The sequence below is a fragment of the Mucilaginibacter sp. P2_D11 genome, from assembly GCF_056404435.1.
Window position 1 is genome coordinate 52,927 of the sequence record NZ_JBFUEA010000003.1, and the last position, 23,696, is coordinate 76,622.

Consider the following 23,696-nt stretch of genomic DNA (forward strand, 5'->3'; position numbering starts at 1 on the left):
GGGATGGGCCTTTACGCGCGCCCTTCGACAGGCTCAGAATGACCCTGCGCTACACTTAATAATACTTTCATCGCGCTTATTTTAACCGCCCCCGCGCTCCAATTCATCCGCGCTAATTAGGATATCCCCTCCACATCCTCCCGCCAATTTCCAACCAAAATATAAACCCTAAACCGGTAATCTGTTAATACTATTCTGGCAGTTTACAAAGTGCTGTCGGCCCAATAAGGGTGCTCATTTGTAACCATTTCCCCTAAATAGCCCCGTATCAATATAATAAATATCTGATTATCAATGTATTAAACAGGGTTGACATTTGTGCCCCCATTTATCCACAACGGGGCTGATTTTACCGTATAATTTTAACCCCAGTATAATCAATGTTGTTAGGCGCCCTTTGGCAGCGGCAATATTGTATAAACCAAAAGAACCATTTTTTAATTTTTTATGGAAACGCGTCGCTGATTGCTCATGGGCTATCAGATGCTGCCACGCCTGCGAACCCCTCATACGGGGTCAATGCTGCGGCCTATAAACTGTATATGTAAAACCAATAAATCGAATATAAATCCAACACAAACCAACAAATCATTATGAGGAAAATTCTACGAATAGCATTGCTGTTTGCCTCCTTTTTCATTTGTGCCCGCAGTATGGCGCAAACCGGGGGCACAGTGGTCAAGGGGACGGTTTCTGACGAAAAAGGCATCACCCTGCCCGGTGTTACCGTAACCGTTAAAGACACCAAGGTAAACGCCATTACCGATATCAACGGTAATTACTCCATTACCGTACCGGCGGGCGGTCGCATACTAACGTTCAGTTTCATTGGTATGCAAACGCAGGAAGCGACGATTGATACGCGCACGCAAATCAACATTACGCTAAAATCGGCAACCACAGCGCTTACCGACGTAAATGTAGTAGCCATAGGTTACGGCAGCCAGCGCAGGCAGGATATCAACGGTGCTATTTCATCGTTAAAAGCATCAGATATTGCCAACGTGCCCCAGGCCAGCGTTGATCAGTTATTGCAGGGCCGCGTGGCGGGTGTTACCGTATCGCAAAACTCGGGAGCGCCGGGCAGCCAAACCTCGGTTCACATCAGGGGGGTATCGTCCTTGTCGGGCAGCAACGAGCCTTTGTACGTAATTGATGGGGTTGCCATCTCGGGCGATGCCAACAACCGCAGCACCAGCGGCCGCTCGCCCGCTCTGGGCAATAACGACGAAACGGCGGTAAGCCCACTTTCGTTATTGAACCCTAATGACATCGAGAGCATCGATGTTCTGAAGGATGCATCGGCAACGGCCATCTACGGTTCACGTGCATCAAACGGCGTTATCATCATCACCACCAAACGTGGTAAAAATGGTTCGGCACGTGTTGGTTACGATGGGTACTACGGCTTTCAGCAGCAGGGTAAATTCCTCCGGATGATGAACCTGCCTGAATATGCCAGATTACAAAACGCATTGGCCGATAACGTGCAGGTAACCCGCCGTGCAGATTTCGCCAGCCCCGAATTGCTTGGCCCGGGCACGAACTGGCAGGACGAGGTGTTCCGCACCGCGCCCATGCAGAGCCACCAGCTTTCGGTATCGGGCGGTAAAGACGGCACCGATTATTATATATCCAGCGGCCTTTACGATCAGCAGGGTACTATCATCAACAGCAAATTCAAACGCTACTCGCTGCGCTCAAACGTAAACACACAGGTAAAAGAGTGGTTGAAATTCGGCGCAGTATTGGGCGGTACCCGCAACGAAGAAAACCGCGGGCTTAGCGATAACGGCGGTATCATTTATACCGCGTTGCTTAGCGCGCCGGACATTGCCGTGCGTAACCCGGATGGCACTTTCGCAGGTGCCATAAGCACCGGCCCCCAGGCCAACGGCTACGGCGGCACGCCGAACGCTGTGGCGCAGGCATCGTTACTAACCAACAACCTGGTACGCAGCAACGTAAACGGCGCGGTGTATGCCGAGCTATTGCTTGTCCCCGGGCTTAAAGTACGCTCTGAGGTAAACGGCGGTTTCGATTGGGCAAAGGCTTTGCAGTTTAACCCAACCTTTAAGTATGGCGATTACGAAAACAAAACCGCCAGCCTTACCGAGTACTGGAGCAATTCGCATTACTGGACCTGGAACGAGGTGGCATCGTACAACCACATTTTCGGCACTAAGCATGCCTTGTATGCCACTTTGGGTTATGAACTTAACTACTCGCAATGGAACGGCATCACCGGCTACGCCCAAAATTTCTTCAGCAACGATTTGAAAACCCTAAACCTGGGCGATGCAAAATCGGCCCGCGTAGATGAGTACAAGGGCAGCCAGGCTTTGCAGTCGGTAATATCACGTATCAACTATACATACAACAACAAGTACAGCTTAACCGCTACTTTCCGTTCAGATAGGTCTTCAAAATTTGCGCCGGGCAAACAAACCGGCTACTTCCCATCGGCAGCAGCATCATGGCGCTTGTCGGAAGAGTCGTTCATGGCGGGCATCAAAAAATATGCTGATAACGTTAAACTAAGGATAGGCTATGGCCAGGTAGGTAACCAAAACGTACCCAACTACCTGTATGGTTCGGCGTTAAAGCCAACCGTTACCGGCTTCGGTACAGGCTTCCTTTTGGACAAGAACTCCAGCCCTAACCTTACCTGGGAAACCGCTATCCAAACAGATTTGGGCGTAGATTTCAGTTTGTTCGGCAACCGCATAGATGCAACTTTCGATTACTTCAACCGCACCTCAGAGAAATTCCTCTTCCAGGCTGCCTTACCGGCATTTTTGGTGGGCGAGGGCGCTTCGGGCTCGTACCTGGGCGGTGTTAACCCTCCGTACCTTAACGGCGGTAAGCTGAGCAATAAAGGTTTCGAGTTCAGCATCAACAGCCGCAATATCACCGGCAAAGATTTCAAGTGGAGCACCACGTTGATATTCTCGCATTACAAAAATACGGTGTTATCGCTGGCAAACGGCACGCCGTTCATCTCTGGCAATATCGCCAACGGTTTCCTTACCCGAGGCGTTACCCGCACCGAAGTTGGGCACTCTATCGGCGAGTTTTATGGCTACGTAACCGACGGCCTGTTTACCAAAGAGGATCAGTTGCTTAACTCCAAACCGCAATTTGGTAACCCTATTTCAAAAGCAGGCACCTGGTTTGGCGATATCCGCTACAAAGATCTGAACAATGATGGCGTGATAGACAACAAGGACCAAACCTACATTGGCAACCCTAACCCTACCTTTACATACGGTATTACCAACAACTTATCGTACAAATCGGTAGACCTGTCTATCTTCCTGAATGGCTCATATGGTGCAAAAATCCTGAATGCGCTTAACTACACCATCTCGGGCTTATCTGGCTTGTACACCAACCAATTGGCTTCTGCCGCTAATTATTGGACGCCTACCAACTACACCTCTACTATCCCGGCCCCACGTGGCGGTTTAGACAACCCTAACCTGTTCACATCAGACAGGTTTATTGAGAGCGGTTCGTTCCTGCGTATCCAGAATGTTATCCTGGGTTGGAACGTTCCTTCCAAGTGGATACGTAAGGCTAAGTTCAACAGGTTAAGGGTATATGCCAGCGGCCAAAACCTGTACACCTTTACCAAGTACAAAGGCCTCGACCCGGAAATTGGCTCGATGAACCAGAACGTGTTTTTAACGAACATCGATTTTGGTCGCTACCCATCTGCACGTACCGTAACATTTGGTGTAAACGCTGAATTTTAATCAATATGAAAATCATGAAAAAGTATAGTAAATATATCATCGGCGCGTTTGTAATGAGCATTGTTACGACGACCAGCTGTAAGAAAGAATTCTTTAACAGGCCTCCCGAGGATGCCATCACCATAGACAACTTTTACCAAACCAACGACCAGGTAGTGGCCAGCACCAACGCGCTGTACAACTCGCCATGGTTCAACTGGGTGGCCAAATCGGGCTGGGCTATTACCGAGCTTACCGCAGGCAACGGCCGCACCTATTCTGATGACGTTATCAGCTTATTCAACTTCTCGCTGACCAATATCAACCCGCGTATTGCCGATGCCTGGAACTCCTTGTTTACGGTAGTTGCGCAGTCGAACGCGTTGATCAACAACCTGCCGAAAAAGGTATCTCCATCGGTAGATAAGGCCATAGTGAACAACGCACTTGGCGAAGCACACCTGATGCGCGCGCTGGCTTACTTCCACATCGTAAGGATATGGGGCAATGTGCCCATCATCGAAAACAGCGAGGATTTCATCGAGAACTTCCAGGTGAATACCAACCCAACAGCAGATGTGTACAAATTCATCATCAATGATTTGAAGTTTGCCGAAGCTAACTTAAACGTTAAAGTAAGAGCAGGCGCTACCATTGCGCAGGGCCACGTATCAAGCGGCTCGGCATCTGCGCTGCTGGCGAAAGTGTACTTGTACATGGAAGATTACGCTAACGCACGCCTCGAGGCAGAAAAGGTTATCAACAGCGGCGAGTTTAAATTATACCGCGGCAACATCACCAACGACCAAATCGCACTTTACGGCTACACCAACATGGTTGATGGCAAAGGCTATAACGATTTATTCAAAACAGAGAACAACAACAACGAGGAATCGGTAATTGCACTGCAATGGGCAGGTGGCGCATCATACGGCCACGGTAACCCGCAGCAGGCATCGTTGGCTATGGCAGGCGTAACCGGTACCGGCGACGGCTACTCGGTATTAGGCCCCACCATCGATCTACAGAGAGCCTACGAACCCGGCGATGTGCGTTTCCATGCCACCATTATGAAAGCGGGCGATAAATACCCAGAGATAAACCAGGCCGCCGGCGGTTTCGTAGTGCCGGATAACGTAAACTCACAGGGCACACGCGCAGCCATTAAAAAGTACGTAGTAGGTACCCCTGCCGATAACGGCGGTATTGGCGCGGCGCAATCTGCAGCCAACTGTACTTACCTGATGCGCTATTCTGAAGTGCTGCTGATAGCCGCCGAATCTATCCTGGGTGCCTCGACCACCACGAGCGACCCGATCGCATTGAAATATTACAACATGATACGTAACAGGGCAGGCCTCACAGCGGTTACATCGTTCAGCAAGACCGATTTGTTGCACGAACGCCGCGTAGAGTTCGCCATAGAGAACGACTACTGGTTCGACCTGGGCCGTATGGACGGATGGCAGGGCATACTTACCGTAAAGCACCCTAAAGCACTGGCCGTAATTGCCAACCAAGAAAGAGGTACTTACAGCAACGATACGCCACCTGTGGTGTACAGCGACAAAAAAACGGCTAAGGACGAGTTCTTCAACTTCCCGATACCGCAGATAGAAACCGCTACCGACCCCAAATTGCTGGAGCCACCTGTACCTTATGTATTTAAATAATCAAAGAATTATTACAACATCATGAAAAAGATATTCAAACAACCCAAAAGCTTGTACCTGGCGCTGGCAGTAGTGCTAATGTTGGGTATAAACGCCTGTAAAAAGGACAACAACAATTACGGCAAGGGCAGCCCGGAGATTACCAAGGTGCGCACCCTCACCAAGAACGACAGTGTGATTATAGATCACCAGATAGATTTGAACACTACGCAAACCTACCCCGAGGTGAGGCCGCTCCCGTTCGACTCTACCACCAACTCGGGCAAGGTGTACACGCTTTACGCCATTATCGGCAAAAACCTGGCAACCACTAAGCATATCTACATCAACGATGCAGAGGTGTATTTTAACATTGCCCTGGCTACTGATCAGTCTATCATCTTCAGCATACCTACAACTGTGCCGTTTAGTAATGCAAGTACTACTAATAAACTTAAGCTGGTTACTAGTTTTGGCGAGATACTGTACGATTTCGTGATAGAGCAGCCGTTCCCTTCTATCACTTCAGTTGATAAGATGGCCGGCAACACCGATGACCTCATCACCATAAAGGGCACCACGTTCGATGGCCTCTCGGCGGTTAAATTCGGTACACTACCGGGCACCATCGTATCCAGCACCTCTACCCAGGCTGTGGTGAAAGTACCGGCAGGCGTAGTGGGCGGCAGCATATTGTCTATCACCACATCGGCCACTTTGGGCGGCGGTACCACATCGGGCCCGCAATCATCAAATGGTATCAACCTTAGCATTCCCGGCAATAACAGCGAGGCATTCGGTGTATATCCGTTCGGTTTTACCGAGGCGGTGTATGAAGACAGCTTCGAGAACGGCTGGTTCCAATACGGCTGGAGCAACTCACCAAGTGATAACAGTACCGACCATGTTCTACGCGGCACTAAAGCAATTAAAGTGCAATATGCAGGCGGTTACGATGGCTATGTAATCGGCGCATCGGGCAACATCGAAGCCAAAAGCTTTAAGATGTCTATCTACGGTGGCAAAGGCAGCGATAACAAGGTAATACACATCGCGTTGGATTACAATTTCGGCAACCCGGTAGCTATCGTATTGAAAGAAGGCGTTTGGACAAACTACAACATCCCGATGACGGCCTTTGTGCCTAAAGGCGGCACGGCCCCAAAAACCATAAACTCCATCGTTTTCCAGGAGTTTAGCGGTGTGGCCACCCTTTGGTATATAGATGATGTGGGCATAATAAGGTAATATATTTTTATTTAAGCAATACAGCACCCGGCCGGCTCTGGCTGGCCGGGGATGTATTTTTTTGACCCAAAACCCCTTAAGGCATGAAGATCAACACCCTGTTATGCGCTGCATTGGTGCTGCTGTTTGCCGGCAAGGCATCGGCACAAAAAAACCTGGTCACCAACCCCGGTTTTGAAGATGAACTGAACGACTGGAACAACGGCAACTCGGCCAAGGTTACCCCCTGGGATTACAAGGGCGGCAAAAACAGCTGTGCCATCATTGTAACCAATGCCACCGGCTGGGTGGGGATAGACCAAACCATACGCCTGCCCAAGAATACCCTGGGCGTAGAAGTATCTGCCTGGGTAAAAACCAATAACGTAGTAAGAGGCAAGGACGAATGGATGGGCGCAATTTACAACCTGGAGTTTTTAGACCGCGCCGATAAAAAAGTAGGCGAAGGTGTAAACGTAGCGCACCTTACCGGCGATAACGACTGGCAACTGGCCACAAAACAGGTAAAAGTACCCGCAGGGGCAGTAAGCTTTAAAGTAATGGTGGCTATGAGTTATGCATCGGGCACCATGCTGGTAGATGATGTTACGGTAAAAGTGTTAAATGCAGAGGCGGTGGCAAAGCTGTAAATGCGCAGCGTGAGAGTGAAATAGATATGATAACAGGCAATAACGTAATGCACGAAATAACGCCGCTTACCCCGGGTGATTGTTTTACGATAGCGCACAGGGTGAAGACAAAGTTCGATTTCCCGCTGCATTACCATGACGAATACGAACTAAATCTGATTATAAATGCCAAAGGCGCGAAGCGGGTTTTAGGCGGCAATATAGAGGTGATTGATGATGTGGAACTGGTGCTGGTTGGCCCAAACCTTTACCACGCCTGGTTCACGCACCAGTGTACCAGCGAAGATATCATAGAAGTAACCATACAGTTCCATAAGGATTTGTTCGACGATAAATTTTTGCGGCGCAACCAGATGAGCTTTATAAAGGCTATGCTGGAGCGATCGCAGCGGGGCATATCCTTTTCGCCGGAAACAATTTTGGCCATTAAAGACAGGATACTCTCCCTGGATAAAAAAAGCGGCTTCGACTCGGTGCTGGAGCTGTTATCCATTATGCACGGCTTATCCATATCGCGCAATATGCGCACCTTGTCGGATATTGCCTTCAATAACGAAAAATTCAACTACAACAGCCGCCGGATAGAAAAAGTGTACGAATACCTCAATACCAATTACACCAAATCGGTAACGCTGGCCGAGGTAGCCAAAATAGCCAATATGCCCGAGGCCTCTTTCAGCAGGTTTATCAAGAAACGAACCGGAAAAACCTTTATCGATAGCCTGAACGAGATACGCCTTGGCCATGCCTCGCGGATGTTGATAGATAGCACCACCACGGTTGCCGAGATAGCGTATAAATGTGGATTCAATAATATCTCCAACTTTAACCGCATATTTAAACGGAAGAAACTTTGCATCCCCAAAGAGTTTAGGGAAACCTATACGGGGAACAGGATTTTTATATAGATGATTATCGATGTGCAGATTTCAAATTTCAGATGTGCAGATGAAGAAACCCCTACCATATATAACAATAAAAAATTGATGAAAAAATTTACCAGATTTAGTGCAGTGATGATGATTGTGTTGGGCACTTTGCAAGCCTGCAAAAAAGATAATAAGCCCGTTACCCCGGTTGATACCGGCGGCGACACAGGCGCTATCCTCCCCCAAACCGACCCGGCACTGGCAGCTACCCAGGGATTTTTCCTGGATGGCTGGCAACCCAAAACCATTGCCGCCCCAACCATTACCAAAGCCGTTACTCAACCCGCTGCCGGCAGCATAACAACAACCATAGATTACAGCGCCGTAGTAAGTAAGGTATCAAAATACCTGTTCGGCAATAACACCAACCCTTATATGGGCCAGTTTGTTACCGAGCCGGTGCTGATGGGCAACCTTACTGCCTTGTCGCCCAATATTCTGCGTTTCCCGGGCGGCAGCATCTCCGATGTTTACTTTTGGGATGGCGTAACTCCTGCCGATGCCCCGGCACAATTGGTAGATAATGCCGGCACGGCCTCAGCTGCCGGGTACTGGTACGGGAACAAAACCGATAGCTGGACTTTTTCGCTGGATAACTACTACAAGGTGCTTCAGCAAACCAATAGCACCGGCATCATCACCGTAAACTATGGCTACGCCCGTTACGGCACCAGTCCCAAACCCGCTGAAGCAGCGGCTCACCTCGCTGCAAACTGGGTACGTTACGATAAAGGCCGCACCAAATACTGGGAAATTGGCAACGAGAATTTCGGCAACTGGGAGGCGGGCAACCGCATCAACACGGCTAATAATAAAGACGGGCAGCCGCAAATGCTGAATGGCGTATTGTACGGCAATCATTTTAAGATTTATGCCGATTCGATGCGCAAGGCGGCTGCAGAAGTTGGCAACACCGATATCAAGATAGGCATCGTGCTGACCGATGCCGACGAGAAGAATAACACATCCGCCATCATCCAAAAATGGAATGCCGATGCACTCTCGCAGGTAGGCAACTCGCCCGATTTTTACGTAGTGCATAACTATTATACCGATTATAATACTAATGCCAGCCCCGAGGTTATTTTGGCTACCCCCTACGTGGTTACCCCGGCCATGGCCAACTGGATAAAAACATCAGCTACCAATGCGGGCGTTACGCAAAAGCCCATCGCGCTTGATGAGTGGAACATCTTTTCGGTAGGCTCCAAGCAAATGGTATCAAATGTAGCAGGCGTGCACGCCGTAATGGTACTGGCCGAAACCATCAAGAACCAGTTTGGCATGGCTTGCCGCTGGGATCTGGCCAATGGCTGGGATAGCGGTAACGACCACGGCCTCTTCAACATAGGCGATGAACCTGGTGCTGCCAAATGGAACCCAAGGCCTGCCTTTTACTACATGTACTTCTTCCAAAAATATTTTGGCGACCGTATGGTAAACTCTACGGTTACCGGCAGCAGCGATATTCTGAGCTATGCCTCGTCGTTCACATCGGGGCAGGCAGGCACCATACTGGTAAACAAAGGCAGTAGCGACAAAGTGGTGGCTGTAAACCTAAAGAACTTTGCCAAAGGCAGTAAATATTACTACTACACCCTCAATGGGGGTACAGATAATGGCTCGTTTTCGCAAAAGGTTTATGTGAACAGCAGCGGGCCTGCGGGTTCATCGGGAGGGCCCTCGAATTATAATTCAATCGCTGCAAATACTGCTGATATTGCAGGCGGGATAACGGTAAGCGTACCCGCCCGTGGCGCGGTATTCATGGTTATCGAAAGCAAATAAAACAATGAGGATAACACGAATTGCAGCATGTAGCCTGGCCATGGCAGGCATCTTAACATTAGGCTTCAAAGCATCGGCACAGGTTGATGGCGCTGCGCCGGTTGCGCAAACCAAAGCGGTAGCAGGTACAAGCAACCCGGCACCAACCCCACCCATGGGCTGGAACACCTGGAATACTTTCCAAACCAAGATAGACGAGCCGCTGCTGAAAGGCATGGTTGATGCCTATGTATCATCGGGCATGAAGGATGCCGGGTACCAATACTTCGTGCTCGATGATGGCTGGATGACCATGGAGCGCGATGCGAACGGCAATTTGGTTGCCGACCCAAAGAAATTCCCCAACGGGATGAAAGCTTTTGCTGATTACGTGCATGCCCAGGGCCTAAAATTCGGCATCTATAATTGCGCTGGCAACAAAACCTGCGCTGGTTACCCGGGTAGTCGAGGCCACGAATACCAGGATGCCCGGCTGTATGCATCATGGGGTGTTGATTTTTTAAAGTACGACTGGTGCAATACCGATAGCTTGAACGCCCGCGAAGCCTACATTACCATGAGCTCGGCATTGAAGGAAACCGGCAGGCCGATAATTTTTAGCCTATGCGAATGGGGCAACCACAAACCCTGGCTTTGGGCAAAAGGCGTGGGCGAACTGTACCGCACCACGGGAGATATCACCGCCAACTTCGACCAGGATAAACACATGGGTACCTGGACCGCCAGCAGCGTGATGACGATATTGGATAAACAGCCCGCCATTCGTCAGTACAACGGCCCCAACCACTGGAACGATGCCGATATGCTGGAAGTAGGCAATGGCATGAGCTACGCCGAAGATAAAGCCCATTTTTCGATGTGGTGCATGCTAGCTGCACCTTTAGCCGCCGGTAACGATTTGCGCAGCATGTCGGCACAAACCAAATCTATATTGACCAATAAGGAAGTGATAGCCATAGACCAGGATGAGTTAGGCATAGCCGCATATAAAATACAGCTGGCCGATAGCTTAGAGGTTTGGGTGAAGCCATTGAAAGGAAAGGAGGTAGCAGTATGCTTCCTCAATCGCGCTAATCATCCGCAAAAACTTAATATTAAATGGGCCGACTTGAATGTAGAAGATAAAACCATTGGCCTAAACCTTAAGTTGGGTGAGAGCACATACGCCCTGCGCGATTTATGGTTAAAGAAGGCGGCCGGCACTACAAAAAGCAACCTGAAACAGGATATAGCAGCGCACGATGTGATTATGCTGAAGCTTACGCAGAAGTAGAAGTCGTTATTTATTAGGAGTCGTCGCTTTTTTCTATGCCATCCGCCCCGCTTTTTCTACCAGATTTTTGGTAGCGGTGGTGCCGGCGTAATCGTCGGGGTATTTGGCATCTTTGGTGTACATTTTTAATAGGCCGCCTTCGTCTCGGCGGTTAGTTTTCATGATGATTGGCTTACGGTAATTGGTTTACAAGAGGAAGGTAGATACAATATTTTATTATTTAGTAAAATTTACTAAATAAATTTTTTAAGCGCGATTTCATAAAGGGAATGTTAATTTTAACGCATGGTAACACAGGCGCAGGTAGAAGATTTTATACTGAACGGACACAAGGAATACATCCCCCATGTATCGTTAGATTGCGCCATTTTCGGCTATCACGAACAGCAATTGAAGCTACTGCTGATACGGCATAAGGCGGTGGATGGCTGGTGCCTGCCAGGCGGCTACATTAAGCGAACCGAGAAGCTTGTAGAAGCAGCAGCCCGCAACGTAAAGGAGCGCACCGGGGTAGACAACCTTTTTTTACAGCAGTTTAAAACCTTTGGCGACCCCAACCGGGCCAAATTCGAAGAATTCGACGAAGAAAAATGGGGCGAGATATTAGGCGTAAGGGTTGATCGTAGCAATTGGCTGATAGACCAAACCATATCCGTAGGTTTTTACTCGATAACTGATTTTTCGCGCACCATTTTACAGCCCGATATGATGAGCCTAGAATGCGAGTGGTTTGATATTGACAGCCTGCCCGCGTTGGAATTTGACCATGATGAGATGGTGCGAGAGGCGCTGCATACCATGCGCATACACCTGTATCATTACCCCATTGGCTTTAATATGCTGCCCGAAAAATTTACCCTTACGGAGATACACGCCCTATACGAAACCCTACTGGGTAAGAAACTCGACATCAGCAATTTCCCCAAGAAGCTGATAGCCTTAGGCCTGCTGAAAAAGCTTGACGAGAAACGCAGCATCGGCCCGCACCGTTCGCCGCATTTATATAAGTTCGATAAGGAACGCTACGATGAGGCCTTGAAAAATGGGGTTGTGTTGAGTTGATGGTGTTTTCTTGAACTTTAAATAATAAATCGTCATGCTGAAATCTTTTCAGCACCCCATCATAAAAGTCACCACTTTGCTAAGCCGCTTCGCATGTCGTTTTGCGAGCCGATGACCTGCCGTGTGGGGTACCGAAACAAGTTCGGCATGACGATATTGTTATTCGGCATAACGTTAAATGGTCAAATCCATCAATAGAACAAGCTCCCTGCTTCAAATTCCCCTTTCTTCCCATCGCCCGGCTCTATTATATAAATATGCAGCGGCGTTTGCCTTGCGCGGCTACCGGGTGTTTGTACGGGTGCCTGATAGATGTATTTTACTTGAATTTTGTGCAGGCCTTTGGCTAAGGGCAGCATGTATTCGGTTTCGGTAATTTTCTCGCCGTCGATAAAAAGCTCGGTATCGGTATAAGATGCCTGCGAAAAGTTGTAGCTGCCATCCTCTGCTATATCAACGTAGCCATCATAAACAATACCGAAGTATGGGTTATCTTTCTTTAATGCTTCGGCGTTCAGCTTATCTGTGGTTGCGGAATCGGTCAGGGTCACATAATCCAGTTGGTCGGGCGAGGTGAAGCGGCCTCTCACCATTTTGTATTTTAAGCCGGGCTTGCCGTTGGTGTAAACTGTAGCCGGTATAAGGGGGCGGTTATACATCAGCACGCGGGTGGCAATGCTTCGCCTGCCGATGGGGGTTATAACCCTGGCCTTAAACTCCCGTTTTTCGCCAGCGGGTATGGTAATGGTTATCGGCGTGGTGTATTCCCAATCGGTATCAAGCGGGTCGCGGCCGTTGAGGGTGTAATAAATGCGCGCGCCCGGTACCACTGATTTAGGCTCGTAGGTAAATTTGTTACCGAACAGAATGGTATCGATAACCGCGAATGGCGTTGGCACGCGGTAGTTATAGCCCATCGCCTCCAACTTGAAGAAATGTTTGGCCAGGCGCACGTCGGCAAAGTTGTCGTAGTTTTTGTTTTCGGGTTTGGTCCAGGCTACTTCCGCTAAGGCAAATAGCCTCGGGAATATCTGGTATTGCAGTTTAGCCATAGTGGGTACGTACTCCGTCCACAGGTTGCCCTGCGTACCCATTACGTATTGCTGCTCATCGGGCGTAAGTTGTTTGGATACGGGGTCATAATCATAAGTCTCTTTCAATACCGCGTACCTGCCGAAGGAAACCGGCTCCTGTGGCGAGCCGCTCTGGTAATGGTCGAAGTAGTTGCCGGTGGTTTGCGGCGTCATGATTACGTTATGATGCTGGCGCGCTGCCGCGATGCCTCCTTCTTCGCCCTGCCAGCTCATCACCACGGCGTTTGGTGCCAGGCCGCCCTCCAGTATCTCGTCCCAACCTATCATGATGCGGCCCTTGCTGTTGATGAATTTCTCCATCCGCTGGATGAAGTAGCTTTGCACCTCCTTCTCGTCCTTCAGCCCTTTTTCCTGTATCAAAGCCTGCACAAAAGCCGATTCTTTCCAGGGTTGTTTATTGGCTTCGTCGCCACCTACGTGGATGTATTTGCTAGGGAACAAATCCATTACCTCGGTGAGCACATCCTGCAAAAATGTGAAGGTTGCTTCGGTAGGGCAGTAGATACCGTTGATGCTGCGGGACGGGTTTTTGGGGTCGGCAGGTTCGCAGCGCAGTTCGGGGTAGGCGCGCAGGGCGGCATCCGAGTGGGCAGGCATCTCAATTTCGGGGATAACGTTGATGTATCTATCGGCAGCGAATTTCACTACATCGCGGATGTCGTCCTGTGTGTAGAAACCGCCATAGCTGAGGCTGTCGGGCCAGTCGCGGTTGTTGCCATACATGGTTTGCTGGCGGTAAGCGCCCACATCCGTAAGCTTGGGGTATTTCTTGATCTGGATGCGCCAGCCCTGCCCATCTACCAAATGCCAGTGGAAGGTATTGAGCTTGTAAGCGGCCAGCATTTCTATTACCTGCTTTACCTGAGGCACGGTAAAAAAATGCCGCGACACATCCAGCATCATCCCCCTATATCCAAACCTAGGCGCATCTTCTATCGTAACGCAGGGCAATAGTTCTGTTGACGAGGGTTTTACCGGCAGCAGTTGCAACAGTGTTTGCACGCCGTAAAATAAGCCGGCACCCTTACCTATGATGACGATCTTTTTTGGGGTGATGGTTAGTTTATAACCTTCGGCAGGTAATTTATCGGCACCTACTGAGGTTAGTATCAAACCTGTAGCCGCCTTTTTTTTATGATTGTATCTGGAGATTTTATTGTTCAGATGCCGGTTGTTCTTGAGGAAATCCTTCAGGAACAAAATGGTTTTGTCGTTAGGTTTATCGGCTTTTATCTGCGTCAGCGCATTGAATTTAAACCAGCCGGCAGTCTTTTTTAACGATGCCGGTGCCGGGATTATGCCGAGGTTCGGATCGTCCGCAGGGGCGGTTTGGGCCTTGGCCGTGTTTAATAGGGTTGATGCAAACAGGGCAATTAAGGTAAAAAGCACACTGATTTTTGGGGATGCATTGAAATTCATTATAAGGCAGCTGTGAGATATGCCGGCAATTTAACAATTATGGCTTATCATTTACTTTAAGGTATGGTAACAAATACTTGACAAGCTTATCTTTACACCCTCAATAAAACAACCACATGCTTGATATTTGCTGCATCGGCCACATCACCCTGGATAAAGTTGTAACCCCGCGCGCTGTGATGCATATGGCCGGCGGCACAGCCTTTTACTTTTCGCACGCTATGCGTAACATGGATGTGAAGTACAGCCTGGTTACCGCCCTTGCCGAAACAGAAATGAAAAGCGTTACCGCCCTGCGCGATCTGGGCATTGCTGTAAAAGCCCTGCCCAGCAAGCATACCGTGAATTTTGAGAACATTTACGGCGAAAACCAGGACAATCGCACCCAGCGTGTACTGCAAAAAGCCGATGTCTTTACCGTTGCCGACCTGGCTGATACCGAAGCCATCATCTTTCACCTGGGGCCCCTACTGGCCGACGATATCCCTACCGACCTCATCAAGAACCTGTTTAGCCGGGGCAATGTTTCCTGCGATGCACAAGGTTACTTGCGCGAGGTGATTGACAAAGGGGTGCATGCCATAGACTGGGCCGACAAAAAAGAAGCCCTGCAATACATCGACGTATTGAAGGTGAACGAGCACGAACTGGAAGTGCTCACCGGCATTGCCGACATACGCGAAGGAGCTAAAGTACTGGCCGAATGGGGCGTAAAAGAGGTGGTGGTCACCTTGGGCAGCATGGGCTCGGTGATTTTATATGATAAGGAGTTTTACGAGATACCCGCCTACAAACCCACCGAAGTTGTAGATGCTACCGGTTGCGGCGACACCTATATGGCCGGCTACCTGTACCGCCGCGTAAAAGGCGACAGCGTAGAAGATGCGGGCAAATTCGCCTCGGCGATGGCGGGGTTGAAGATTGAGAACGCCGGGCCTTTTACCGGGACAGAGGATGAGGTGCGGGCGATGATCGTGCGGTAAGCGCAGCTAATTTTGTCCAGATTTTGTTTTATAGAAATCCGGAAAAAACAGTGGAAACTGTGCCAGTTAAAGACGACCGTACATCCGGCTTTTTGCCTTGGCAGCTTGCTTTAAACGGAACTAAATACCAAAAAAAATCTGTGTTTTTCCGGGTTTTTCGGTGTTTTTATGGTTTTTTCCGGCAGGCAGTCAAATTGCGAAATTCACGCGGATTGGCCGTTTTAGGTAAATACCGTGTTTGCAGGCCACGAAATCTTGTCCAGCTTTTTCCAGGTTTTGCGCTGATTTTAGCTGTGGATTTCCAGGAAATTCCAGGTGTGTTGGAGGGGTTTGTCTTCGGAATGTTAAAATACGCGGAGCACTAAATTCATGGCATTATAATCGTCAATTTAAGAAAGTAAATCCATCGATATTTGAAACAGCGCCCACCCATAAAGAAAATACCCACATTAACCCTTAAGGAGCGGTTAGCCGCCTTAAATAACCTGCCGGCTTTTTTTAAACTGGTTTATGAAACCGGCCCGGGCATGATGCTGGCAAACATCCTGTTGCGTTTCATCAAATCTGCATTGCCGCTGTTGATTTTATATGTAGGCAAGCTGATCATCGACCAGGTTGTTCTGCTGAACAATGCCCACAACACCCTGCCGCATACCCGCGTATGGGAACTGCTGGGGCTGGAGTTTGGGTTGGTGATACTGTCTGACATGCTGAGCCGCGGCATTACGCTGATGGATAGTTTGCTGGGCGACCTGTTCGCTAACCACACCTCCGTAAAAATCATGCGCCACGCCGCAACGCTGGACCTCGACCAGTTCGAAGATGCCGTTTTTTACGATAAACTCGAACGCGCCCGGCAGCAAACCGTGGGCCGCACCGTACTGCTTTCGCAGGTGCTGAGCCAACTGCAGGACCTGATTACCATGGGCTTTTTAGCCGCAGGTTTAATGGCCTTCAACCCCTGGCTCATCCTGTTGCTGCTGGTAACTATCCTGCCCGCCTTTTTGGGCGAATCGTACTTTAACGACCAAACCTACGCGCTCAGCCGCAGCCAAACACCCGAACGCCGCGAACTGGATTACCTGCGTTACCTGGGCGCAAGCGACGAAACCGCTAAGGAAATAAAGATGTTCGATTTATCGGCGTTCATCATCGCCCGGTTCAAAACCCTGTCGGATATGTTTTACCGCGATAACCGGCGCATCGTGATCAAACGCGCCGGCTGGGGCACTTTTTTTGCCCTGTTGGGCAGCGCGGGTTATTACGGCGCGTATGTTTTTATTATTGCCCGCACCATTGCCGGCAATATCACCATTGGAGAGCTGACGTTTTTGGCGGGCTCGTTCCGCCAGCTGCGCACCTTGCTGGAGGCTATCCTCACCCGTTTTACAGCGGTATCGCAGGGTGCGGTTTATCTGCGCGATTTTTTTGAATTCTTCGAGATCAAGCCCCGCATCCATCCGCCCGCAAAGCCTTTGCCGTTCCCCAATCCGGTTATGCAGGGCTTTGTTTTTGAGGATGTGGGCTTCCGGTATATCCACTCCGACCGCTGGGCTAACCGCCATTTAAATTTCACGCTCCACCCCGGCGAAAAGCTGGCTTTAGTAGGCGAGAACGGTGCAGGCAAAACCACGCTGGTAAAACTGCTCTCCCGATTGTACGACCCAACCGAAGGCCGCATACTGCTGGATGGGCACGACCTGAAGGAATACGACCTGACTGAGTTGCGGCTCAATACCGGTATCATCTTCCAGGATTACCTGCGTTACCAGATGACCTTTTCGCAAAACATCGCCGCAGGCAATATTGCCGAAAAAGACAATACCGAACTGATACAAGCCGCGGCCAGGCAAAGCCTTGCCGATGAACTGGCACAAAGGCTACCCGGCGGCTACGGACAAATGCTGGGCAAACGGTTTTTCGACGGTGCCGAACTATCCGGCGGCGAATGGCAAAAGGTAGCGATAGCCCGTGCCTACATGCGCGATGCGCAGCTGCTGATACTGGACGAGCCAACCTCAGCACTGGATGCCCGCGCCGAATACGAAGTTTTTCAGCGCTTTGCCGAGCTAACCAAGGGCCGCATGGCTGTATTGATATCGCACCGCTTCTCCACCGTCCGCATGGCCGACCGTATCCTCGTACTCCAAAACGGCGAAATTGCCGAAACAGGCAGCCACGAAGAACTCTTAGCCAAAGGCGGCAGGTATGCAGAGCTATTTAATTTGCAGGCGGCGGGGTATAAATAAAACTGATTAAGCTGGAAGCTTAAAGCATTTTAGGTCGAAGTTTTAAACTTCGACCAGTGGCGGACTTATGGCAGCAAGGGAAGTAGTGTCCATGTTAAATTTTAAATGCTCTAATGAGTTTTACGCTGTCTTTTATGTTAATCGCCGGCTGTAACATAAAAGATAGAATTTCCTTTTTTTGATAATTTGCAACCGTTTCATTAATTTCTGCCAGGCTTTTTTCCCTGTCGGAAAAATGGTAATTAAGTAGCACGACTTTTAACATTATTAGCAAAATTTTAGTTGTCATTAAATCATCGGATTCTTCTATTAATGATATAACCTTGATAATGCCTTCATGGTTAAAATGTATCAGTCCTTTGGGTGAGGCAATTTTGTTGAAAAGATAAGCTTTTGATAACCCCGCTTGTTGAAGCTTATCTAAATATCTAGTTAATTGATTTATGTCATAGGTGCGGATCAATCGATAAATTACAAAGTAGAAATAAGGAAGCGAAGCATGGTCATCATATTTTGATGTATGTATTGTAAACAAATTCTGCTTGCCAAAAGTTTTCACATAAAGAATTGAATTATCAAGAAAAGCCTTATCGCTTTTTGGCAAAGCGACATTATTGAGTACGAATAGATACTGATTTTTTAGGCAAAGGCTTTTATAAGTCACCTCGTTGTCAAGCTCAAATTTGGGAGGCCTTGACGGGCTTCTAAAGCCGTTGTTTAATTCTAGGTAAAGGGTATAAAGTGTTATTAACGCGTCCTCATTATCAATAAATCTCTGCTCTAATTCTTTGAATCTAGATATTAAAATTGCTCTTGCCGTCTCATTTTGAGCCATAAAAGACTCGAGCGAAGAATATAATTGAGCCTCTTCGGACGTTTTTGCGATACTATAATCAGGGTCAAGCAAATAGATTATGGCAAATTCGACGGTATCTACTATTGTTATTGGACTGATATTTTTTAATTTCAGTATTACGGTTAACAAGAAAGGAATGGATTTATTGCCATTAGAAGATTGAGTCTTTATGATAGCATCAATTACTTCATTATCAGCTTGGTCTTTATCGATTAAATTCAACAGAAGTTCCAAAACGATAAACCAAAAAGGGTTACTGATATACTTGGTGATTATGTTATTTCGTTCCTCTACATTATGTTTCTTTTCGACATTTGAATAAATCCAGTATGCAGTATAATATTCCAAAAAAGTCTTGTGTGTAAAGTTGTTGTCGAAATAAATAGATCTACGTAATGCGTAGTTCATAAAAGTTTCGGCAAGGTCATCGCTGTTTTCTTCGTCTGATAGGCTAATTCTAATTAGCGACTTTGAAACAGTGTTTTTGGCTTTTTCATATGTGATTTTTAAAGATTTACTACTTAAGTGTTCATACTGCCAATGCGCCAAATCAGCAAAAATTTTGTCCTTGTTTTTGTAAATATCATTGTTCAAGTCAATTTTTAAATCTTTGGACGCTTCCCATTTATCAACTAAAGTTTTTGTGCAACTTTGGTATATTTCAAGTTTTGATTCAGGCAGTTTTAGAATATTTCTATATATAATTACAATCAACGATAATAATAAAGGATTTGTAATTAACTCAGAATCTATTTCGTGACGCTTACTTAAAAAATCGTTAACTTCTCTTGCTCTTATCTCCTCATTTTCCTCCTCTTTCTTATACCATTTGTTTACATACTCATCAATTTGATTGTCGTTAAAATTGGTTATTCTTAATTCAGTAAACGATTCGTTTAGTCCAGCCTCTTCATAGCCTATAAATCTCGATGTAACTAGTGAGTTTATTTTAGGGTATTTGTTATGGAAATTTTCGATATCTGTTTTTGTTTCAATCTTGTCTGAGATATCAAATATTTCGTCTAAACCGTCAAAAAAAAGAATACATGGTCGATCATTTAAAATTTCATTAAGGGTATGCTCTGTTAGATTTGTAATTAGATATTCTGTATCTAAAACGAAAAGTAAATACTTGATTATGTTGCCTTTGTTTTCTTTTTTGAACGCTAAATATTTTCGTAGCTCAATTCGAAAAGGTAATAACTCAGTTGCTTTTTTACTCTTAAAATCAGTGTATGATTTATTTAGAATATCACAGATGAGTGATTTTACTAAAACTGATTTCCCAGCACCCGGATTACCCAAAATCACGAGTCGATTTTTATATCCAATCAAACGCGTATAAAAGATTGTTTTTGTTTCTTTTCTGATGTATGAGAGAATCTTGTCTTCCTGTCTATTCTTATAAACAAGTCGAACAGAAGTTTCGAATATTGGGCGAACGAAAATATCTTGGAGATTTTTACGGTTTTTTTTAATAGAGCTGTCAATACCGAGCCCGATGAAATTAACCTGGGAAAGATTATTTAAAGCATTTTTTTTGTAGAGATTAAAAAATTCATCGTATTCAAAATTTGACTCTAATTTATCCGATAATAAATGGCTGATTTTGACAAGCTCCTGAGCGCTAATGGTAGAGTTCACCGCAATACTCTGTAAGTCTCGACCTACTCCTTGAAAAATTAAAAAGGCTTCGTTATTCGAAAATATTTCATCGAAAAGCCGGTCAGTCATTAACTCCTTTTTCAGTTCTAAGATAAATTTCTTAATGAAATTTGCTGGTAGGGTTTCATTATCGAATGATTTTCTGATAATGACAACGTTAACGACAGAGTTTTTAAAAAGCAATTTAAATAGTTCGTTAAAAACCTCATCACTTTTGAAAAAGTACTCTATACTGCCACCCAATAGATGTGGATATTGAACTTGTAATTGCTTTGAAGTTTTGTCTACAGCTGCATAGAATTTTTCAGTGAGTTCCTTTTCGCCAACAATTGCTTCGTATAAAGAATCAAACCCTTTATCTAAAAGCTTTGTCCCAACCCATGTGCCAACCGCTACCAGTGATGTAGTAATCATAATTTTTCGAATAATATTTAGAAATGAAAGTTTAATTGTTAAAATAAGTTACATAAGTCGCCCTACATCCCCAACTGATTCATCACATATTCAAAAATAAACGTCCAGTTATCGATGGATTGCTGGGTGCTTTGGCCGCTGCCGTGGCCGCTGTCAAAATCCATGTGGAGGATGATGGGGCTTACCTGGCCGGGGTTGTTCTGCAGGGCGGCTACGAATTTTTTGGCGTTCATAGGGTCTACCCGGGTATCGTTGGCGCCGGCGGTTACCAGCATAGGCGGCACATTTACGCCCGCGCGGATGTTATGGTAAGGCGAGTAGCGCAGCAACCATTGAAACTGCTCCGGGTCTTCGGCTGCGCCGTATTCGGGTATCCAGTAACGGGCAATCAGGAATTTATGGTAGCGCAGCATATCCAGTAAGGGCACCTCGCAAACGATAGCCTTGAACAGGTCGGGTCGCTGGGTTGCGGCGGCACCCATCAGCAGGCCGCCGTTGCTGCCGCCCAGGGCAACTATTTTGCCGGTGTTGGTGTATTTCTCGCGCACCAGCCACTCGGCACAGGCGTAAAAATCGTCGAAGCTGTTTTGCTTTTTGGCCAGCATACCATCCAGGTGCCATTGCTCGCCAAACTCGTCGCCGCCGCGTATGCCCGGCTCTACCACAATGCCGCCCGCGTTTACGAAAGGCGCGTAAAAGCCATAGTATCGCGGTTTGATACCCGCCTGGAAGCCGCCATAAGCGGTTAGCAAAACCGGGTTGTTGCCATCCAGCTTAATGTCCTTGCGGTGTATCACGAAGGCCGGCACGCGACTGCCATCTTTACTGGTATAGAATTTTATTTCGCCTACGATGTTGCTCATATCTACCGGCAGGTGCCTTTGGTAAAACAGGCGCCATTTGTAGTTAGATGGTGATGCCACGTAAGTTTTTGGCGTAGAGGTGAAGGTAACCAGCGATATATAAACTGAATCGAGGTCGCGATCGTAGCTTACGCTGCCAATGCTGCCTTGCTCGGGCAGGGGCATGGCGCGCAGTTTTTTGCCATTCAGATCGTAGATGGTGAGGCGACTCACCAGGTCGTGCTTATCCTGTACGATGATGCTGTTTTTGGTGAACACGCAATTCTCTATCACGGTTTTCCCTTCGGGGATAAGCGTCTTCCAGTACTTGTAATCGGGTTTTGCTTTATCGGCCACCATCAGGCGGTAATTGGGTGCGTTATCGTTGGTGAGCATGTACAGCTTATCGCCAATGGCTTCGGGGTAGGCCGAGAACTTCTTGCTGCTGTAGATCAATCGGCCACCTTTAAGGCTGCCGGTCGGGCGTATCTTGAGGCTGTTGGAGTAGAAATCGCCATCACCGCTGAAAGTAACATCGCTGTAGCGGTTGTCGTAAATAAAGTAATTGTCTTTAGCATCTTTGGTGGTGCCAATAAACACGGCCTTGTCTATCGGGTCGCCTATTTTCAGCAGGTAGGTTTTAAGCGGGGCCTGCTTGTCTACGTCTTCCTGACTGCGCAGGGTAATGTACGCGTGCTGCTGATCTTTGGTCCACTGAAAACCGAATACGTTGCTCAGCGGCGGGTGTATCTGGTGGCCCGTACGTGTATCTATAAAGTAAACGGTGTTTACCTCGGCGCCGCTTTTTTGCGCGCTAATGGCCGCGCGTTCGCCATCGTAAGTGTAGTTGATTCCGCTGGTTGATGTTTTGCCTGTGGTATCCAGCAATACAGGGTCCCATATCAAAACCTTTTTGCCATTGAGGATGGTGTAGGTGCGGCCTTGTTTATCACCCTTCAGCTTCACGGTTTGGAAAACGCGCTTGCCCACGTTGTTCAGCGGACCTTCGTAATCCATATTGAGGTAGGCGGCGATTTTTTCCTTTAGATCGGGGTGTATCTTTTGGGTTTTGGCCAGGTAATCTACGCCGTAATCGTGCTGTTTTTTGGTCCAGTCGATAACCTGGGCATCTTTTTTATCTTCCAGCCAGCGGTAGTTATCGGTAACGATAACGTTGTGCAGGGTATCGGTAACGGGGATTGCTTTTGTTTTGGGCGGATCGAATTTTTGCTGTGCGTTTGCGGCCATAGCGGCAGATATAGTAATGGTGAGGATAAGTAGTTTTTTCATTGTGAGGCGATCAGGATTTGGAGTGTGAATATAAGGGTTTTTAAACACAAAGGGTGCAAAGGTTTTGCAAACGGATTGGCACAAAGGGCGCAAAGATTTTAAGAGTTACGGCACGCTGAGGCGAACAGAAACGTATATTAGGACATGAAATCAACCAAAACCATTATCACCTGTATCATTCTTCTAATGGCCCTGTGGCAGGGGCCGCTCATATATTATTATTGTAGCGGCTTCCGGGCGATGTTATTCCTGCCTCCGTACATGTCAGTGGGGTTTGCCTTATCCGTTTATCTTGTCATCAAACTTCGGCACAAAGAATCAAATACGCCATTCATCAGAGTTGGTTGCTTTGTAGGTATAAGTTTGGGCATAGCAGCATTGTTTAGCGAAGATGTAGTTGAACATATAGACTGGGCATTACGACGAGGCACGAGAAATGCTATTGTTGAGCGTGTAAAAAATGGGGATTTTAGGGGCGATCATCCGTCTTGATTTGATTTCCCTCCGATATCTAACAGCGACGGCGGTGTTTTTGTAGAAAAGCCGACAGATAAAACGGTATCGGT

The 23,696-nt window shown here is 47.5% G+C and carries 16 protein-coding genes; 12 read left to right on the forward strand and 4 right to left on the reverse strand.

The window, feature by feature from the left end; all coding sequences use genetic code 11:
- The first annotated feature begins 593 nt into the window (after positions 1–593).
- The 7 genes from AC1DXC_RS05085 to AC1DXC_RS05115 all read left to right on the forward strand — a co-directional run bounded on the left by AC1DXC_RS05085 (position 594) and on the right by AC1DXC_RS05115 (position 11,256).
- Positions 594–3,758 carry a SusC/RagA family TonB-linked outer membrane protein gene (locus tag AC1DXC_RS05085; protein ID WP_477458054.1) on the forward strand — a complete coding sequence of 1,055 codons (3,165 nt, stop codon included), beginning with the start codon at positions 594–596 and terminating at the stop codon, positions 3,756–3,758.
- Positions 3,759–3,772: 14 nt separating this feature from the next.
- On the forward strand, positions 3,773–5,410 hold the full coding sequence (locus AC1DXC_RS05090; RefSeq protein ID WP_477458055.1) for a RagB/SusD family nutrient uptake outer membrane protein: 1,638 nt from the start codon (positions 3,773–3,775) through the stop codon (positions 5,408–5,410).
- Positions 5,411–5,431: 21 nt separating this feature from the next.
- Complete coding sequence (locus AC1DXC_RS05095) at positions 5,432–6,637, forward strand: IPT/TIG domain-containing protein (RefSeq protein ID WP_477458056.1); 1,206 nt, start codon at positions 5,432–5,434, stop codon at positions 6,635–6,637.
- A gap of 83 nt (positions 6,638–6,720) precedes the next feature.
- The gene (locus tag AC1DXC_RS05100; protein WP_477458057.1) at positions 6,721–7,266 is read left to right on the forward strand and encodes a carbohydrate binding domain-containing protein; all 546 of its coding nucleotides are present in this window, start codon (positions 6,721–6,723) and stop codon (positions 7,264–7,266) included.
- Between the two features lie 26 nt (positions 7,267–7,292).
- On the forward strand, positions 7,293–8,174 hold the full coding sequence (locus tag AC1DXC_RS05105; protein WP_477458058.1) for an AraC family transcriptional regulator: 882 nt from the start codon (positions 7,293–7,295) through the stop codon (positions 8,172–8,174).
- Between the two features lie 78 nt (positions 8,175–8,252).
- Positions 8,253–9,983: an alpha-L-arabinofuranosidase gene (locus AC1DXC_RS05110; RefSeq protein WP_477458059.1), complete on the forward strand. Its 1,731-nt coding sequence runs from the start codon at positions 8,253–8,255 to the stop codon at positions 9,981–9,983.
- 4 nt (positions 9,984–9,987) lie between these two features.
- Positions 9,988–11,256, forward strand: coding sequence for a glycoside hydrolase family 27 protein (locus tag AC1DXC_RS05115; protein WP_477458060.1), 1,269 nt, complete (start codon positions 9,988–9,990; stop codon positions 11,254–11,256).
- A 33-nt stretch (positions 11,257–11,289) separates the two neighbouring features.
- Here the strand turns inward: AC1DXC_RS05115 and AC1DXC_RS05120 are convergent, their stop codons facing one another.
- On the reverse strand, positions 11,290–11,418 hold the full coding sequence (locus tag AC1DXC_RS05120; protein ID WP_477458061.1) for a hypothetical protein: 129 nt from the start codon (positions 11,416–11,418) through the stop codon (positions 11,290–11,292).
- Positions 11,419–11,541: 123 nt separating this feature from the next.
- Here AC1DXC_RS05120 and AC1DXC_RS05125 point away from each other — a divergent pair, with 123 nt between their 5' ends.
- Complete coding sequence (locus AC1DXC_RS05125; RefSeq protein ID WP_477458062.1) at positions 11,542–12,318, forward strand: NUDIX hydrolase; 777 nt, start codon at positions 11,542–11,544, stop codon at positions 12,316–12,318.
- 191 nt (positions 12,319–12,509) lie between these two features.
- On the opposite strand, the gene AC1DXC_RS05130 is transcribed toward AC1DXC_RS05125, so the two are convergent.
- Positions 12,510–14,801 carry a family 20 glycosylhydrolase gene (locus AC1DXC_RS05130; RefSeq protein WP_477458063.1) on the reverse strand — a complete coding sequence of 764 codons (2,292 nt, stop codon included), beginning with the start codon at positions 14,799–14,801 and terminating at the stop codon, positions 12,510–12,512.
- 146 nt (positions 14,802–14,947) lie between these two features.
- Here AC1DXC_RS05130 and AC1DXC_RS05135 point away from each other — a divergent pair, with 146 nt between their 5' ends.
- The 3 genes from AC1DXC_RS05135 to AC1DXC_RS05145 are packed head-to-tail and all read left to right on the forward strand — an operon-like array spanning position 14,948 to position 18,063.
- Positions 14,948–15,814 carry a PfkB family carbohydrate kinase gene (locus AC1DXC_RS05135; protein WP_477458064.1) on the forward strand — a complete coding sequence of 289 codons (867 nt, stop codon included), beginning with the start codon at positions 14,948–14,950 and terminating at the stop codon, positions 15,812–15,814.
- 59 nt (positions 15,815–15,873) lie between these two features.
- Complete coding sequence (locus tag AC1DXC_RS05140; RefSeq protein WP_477458065.1) at positions 15,874–16,179, forward strand: hypothetical protein; 306 nt, start codon at positions 15,874–15,876, stop codon at positions 16,177–16,179.
- Positions 16,180–16,227: 48 nt separating this feature from the next.
- Complete coding sequence (locus tag AC1DXC_RS05145) at positions 16,228–18,063, forward strand: ABC transporter ATP-binding protein (protein ID WP_477458066.1); 1,836 nt, start codon at positions 16,228–16,230, stop codon at positions 18,061–18,063.
- A gap of 94 nt (positions 18,064–18,157) precedes the next feature.
- Here the strand turns inward: AC1DXC_RS05145 and AC1DXC_RS05150 are convergent, their stop codons facing one another.
- Entirely contained in the window at positions 18,158–20,998 is a 2,841-nt protein-coding gene (locus AC1DXC_RS05150; protein WP_477458067.1) for an NACHT domain-containing protein, read from the reverse strand.
- A 62-nt stretch (positions 20,999–21,060) separates the two neighbouring features.
- Positions 21,061–23,130, reverse strand: a complete 2,070-nt coding sequence (locus AC1DXC_RS05155) for a prolyl oligopeptidase family serine peptidase (protein WP_477458068.1) — start codon at positions 23,128–23,130, stop codon at positions 21,061–21,063.
- Positions 23,131–23,274: 144 nt separating this feature from the next.
- Between AC1DXC_RS05155 and AC1DXC_RS05160 the strand changes: the two genes are divergently transcribed.
- The gene (locus AC1DXC_RS05160; RefSeq protein WP_477458069.1) at positions 23,275–23,622 is read left to right on the forward strand and encodes a hypothetical protein; all 348 of its coding nucleotides are present in this window, start codon (positions 23,275–23,277) and stop codon (positions 23,620–23,622) included.
- Positions 23,623–23,696: the final 74 nt, after the last annotated feature.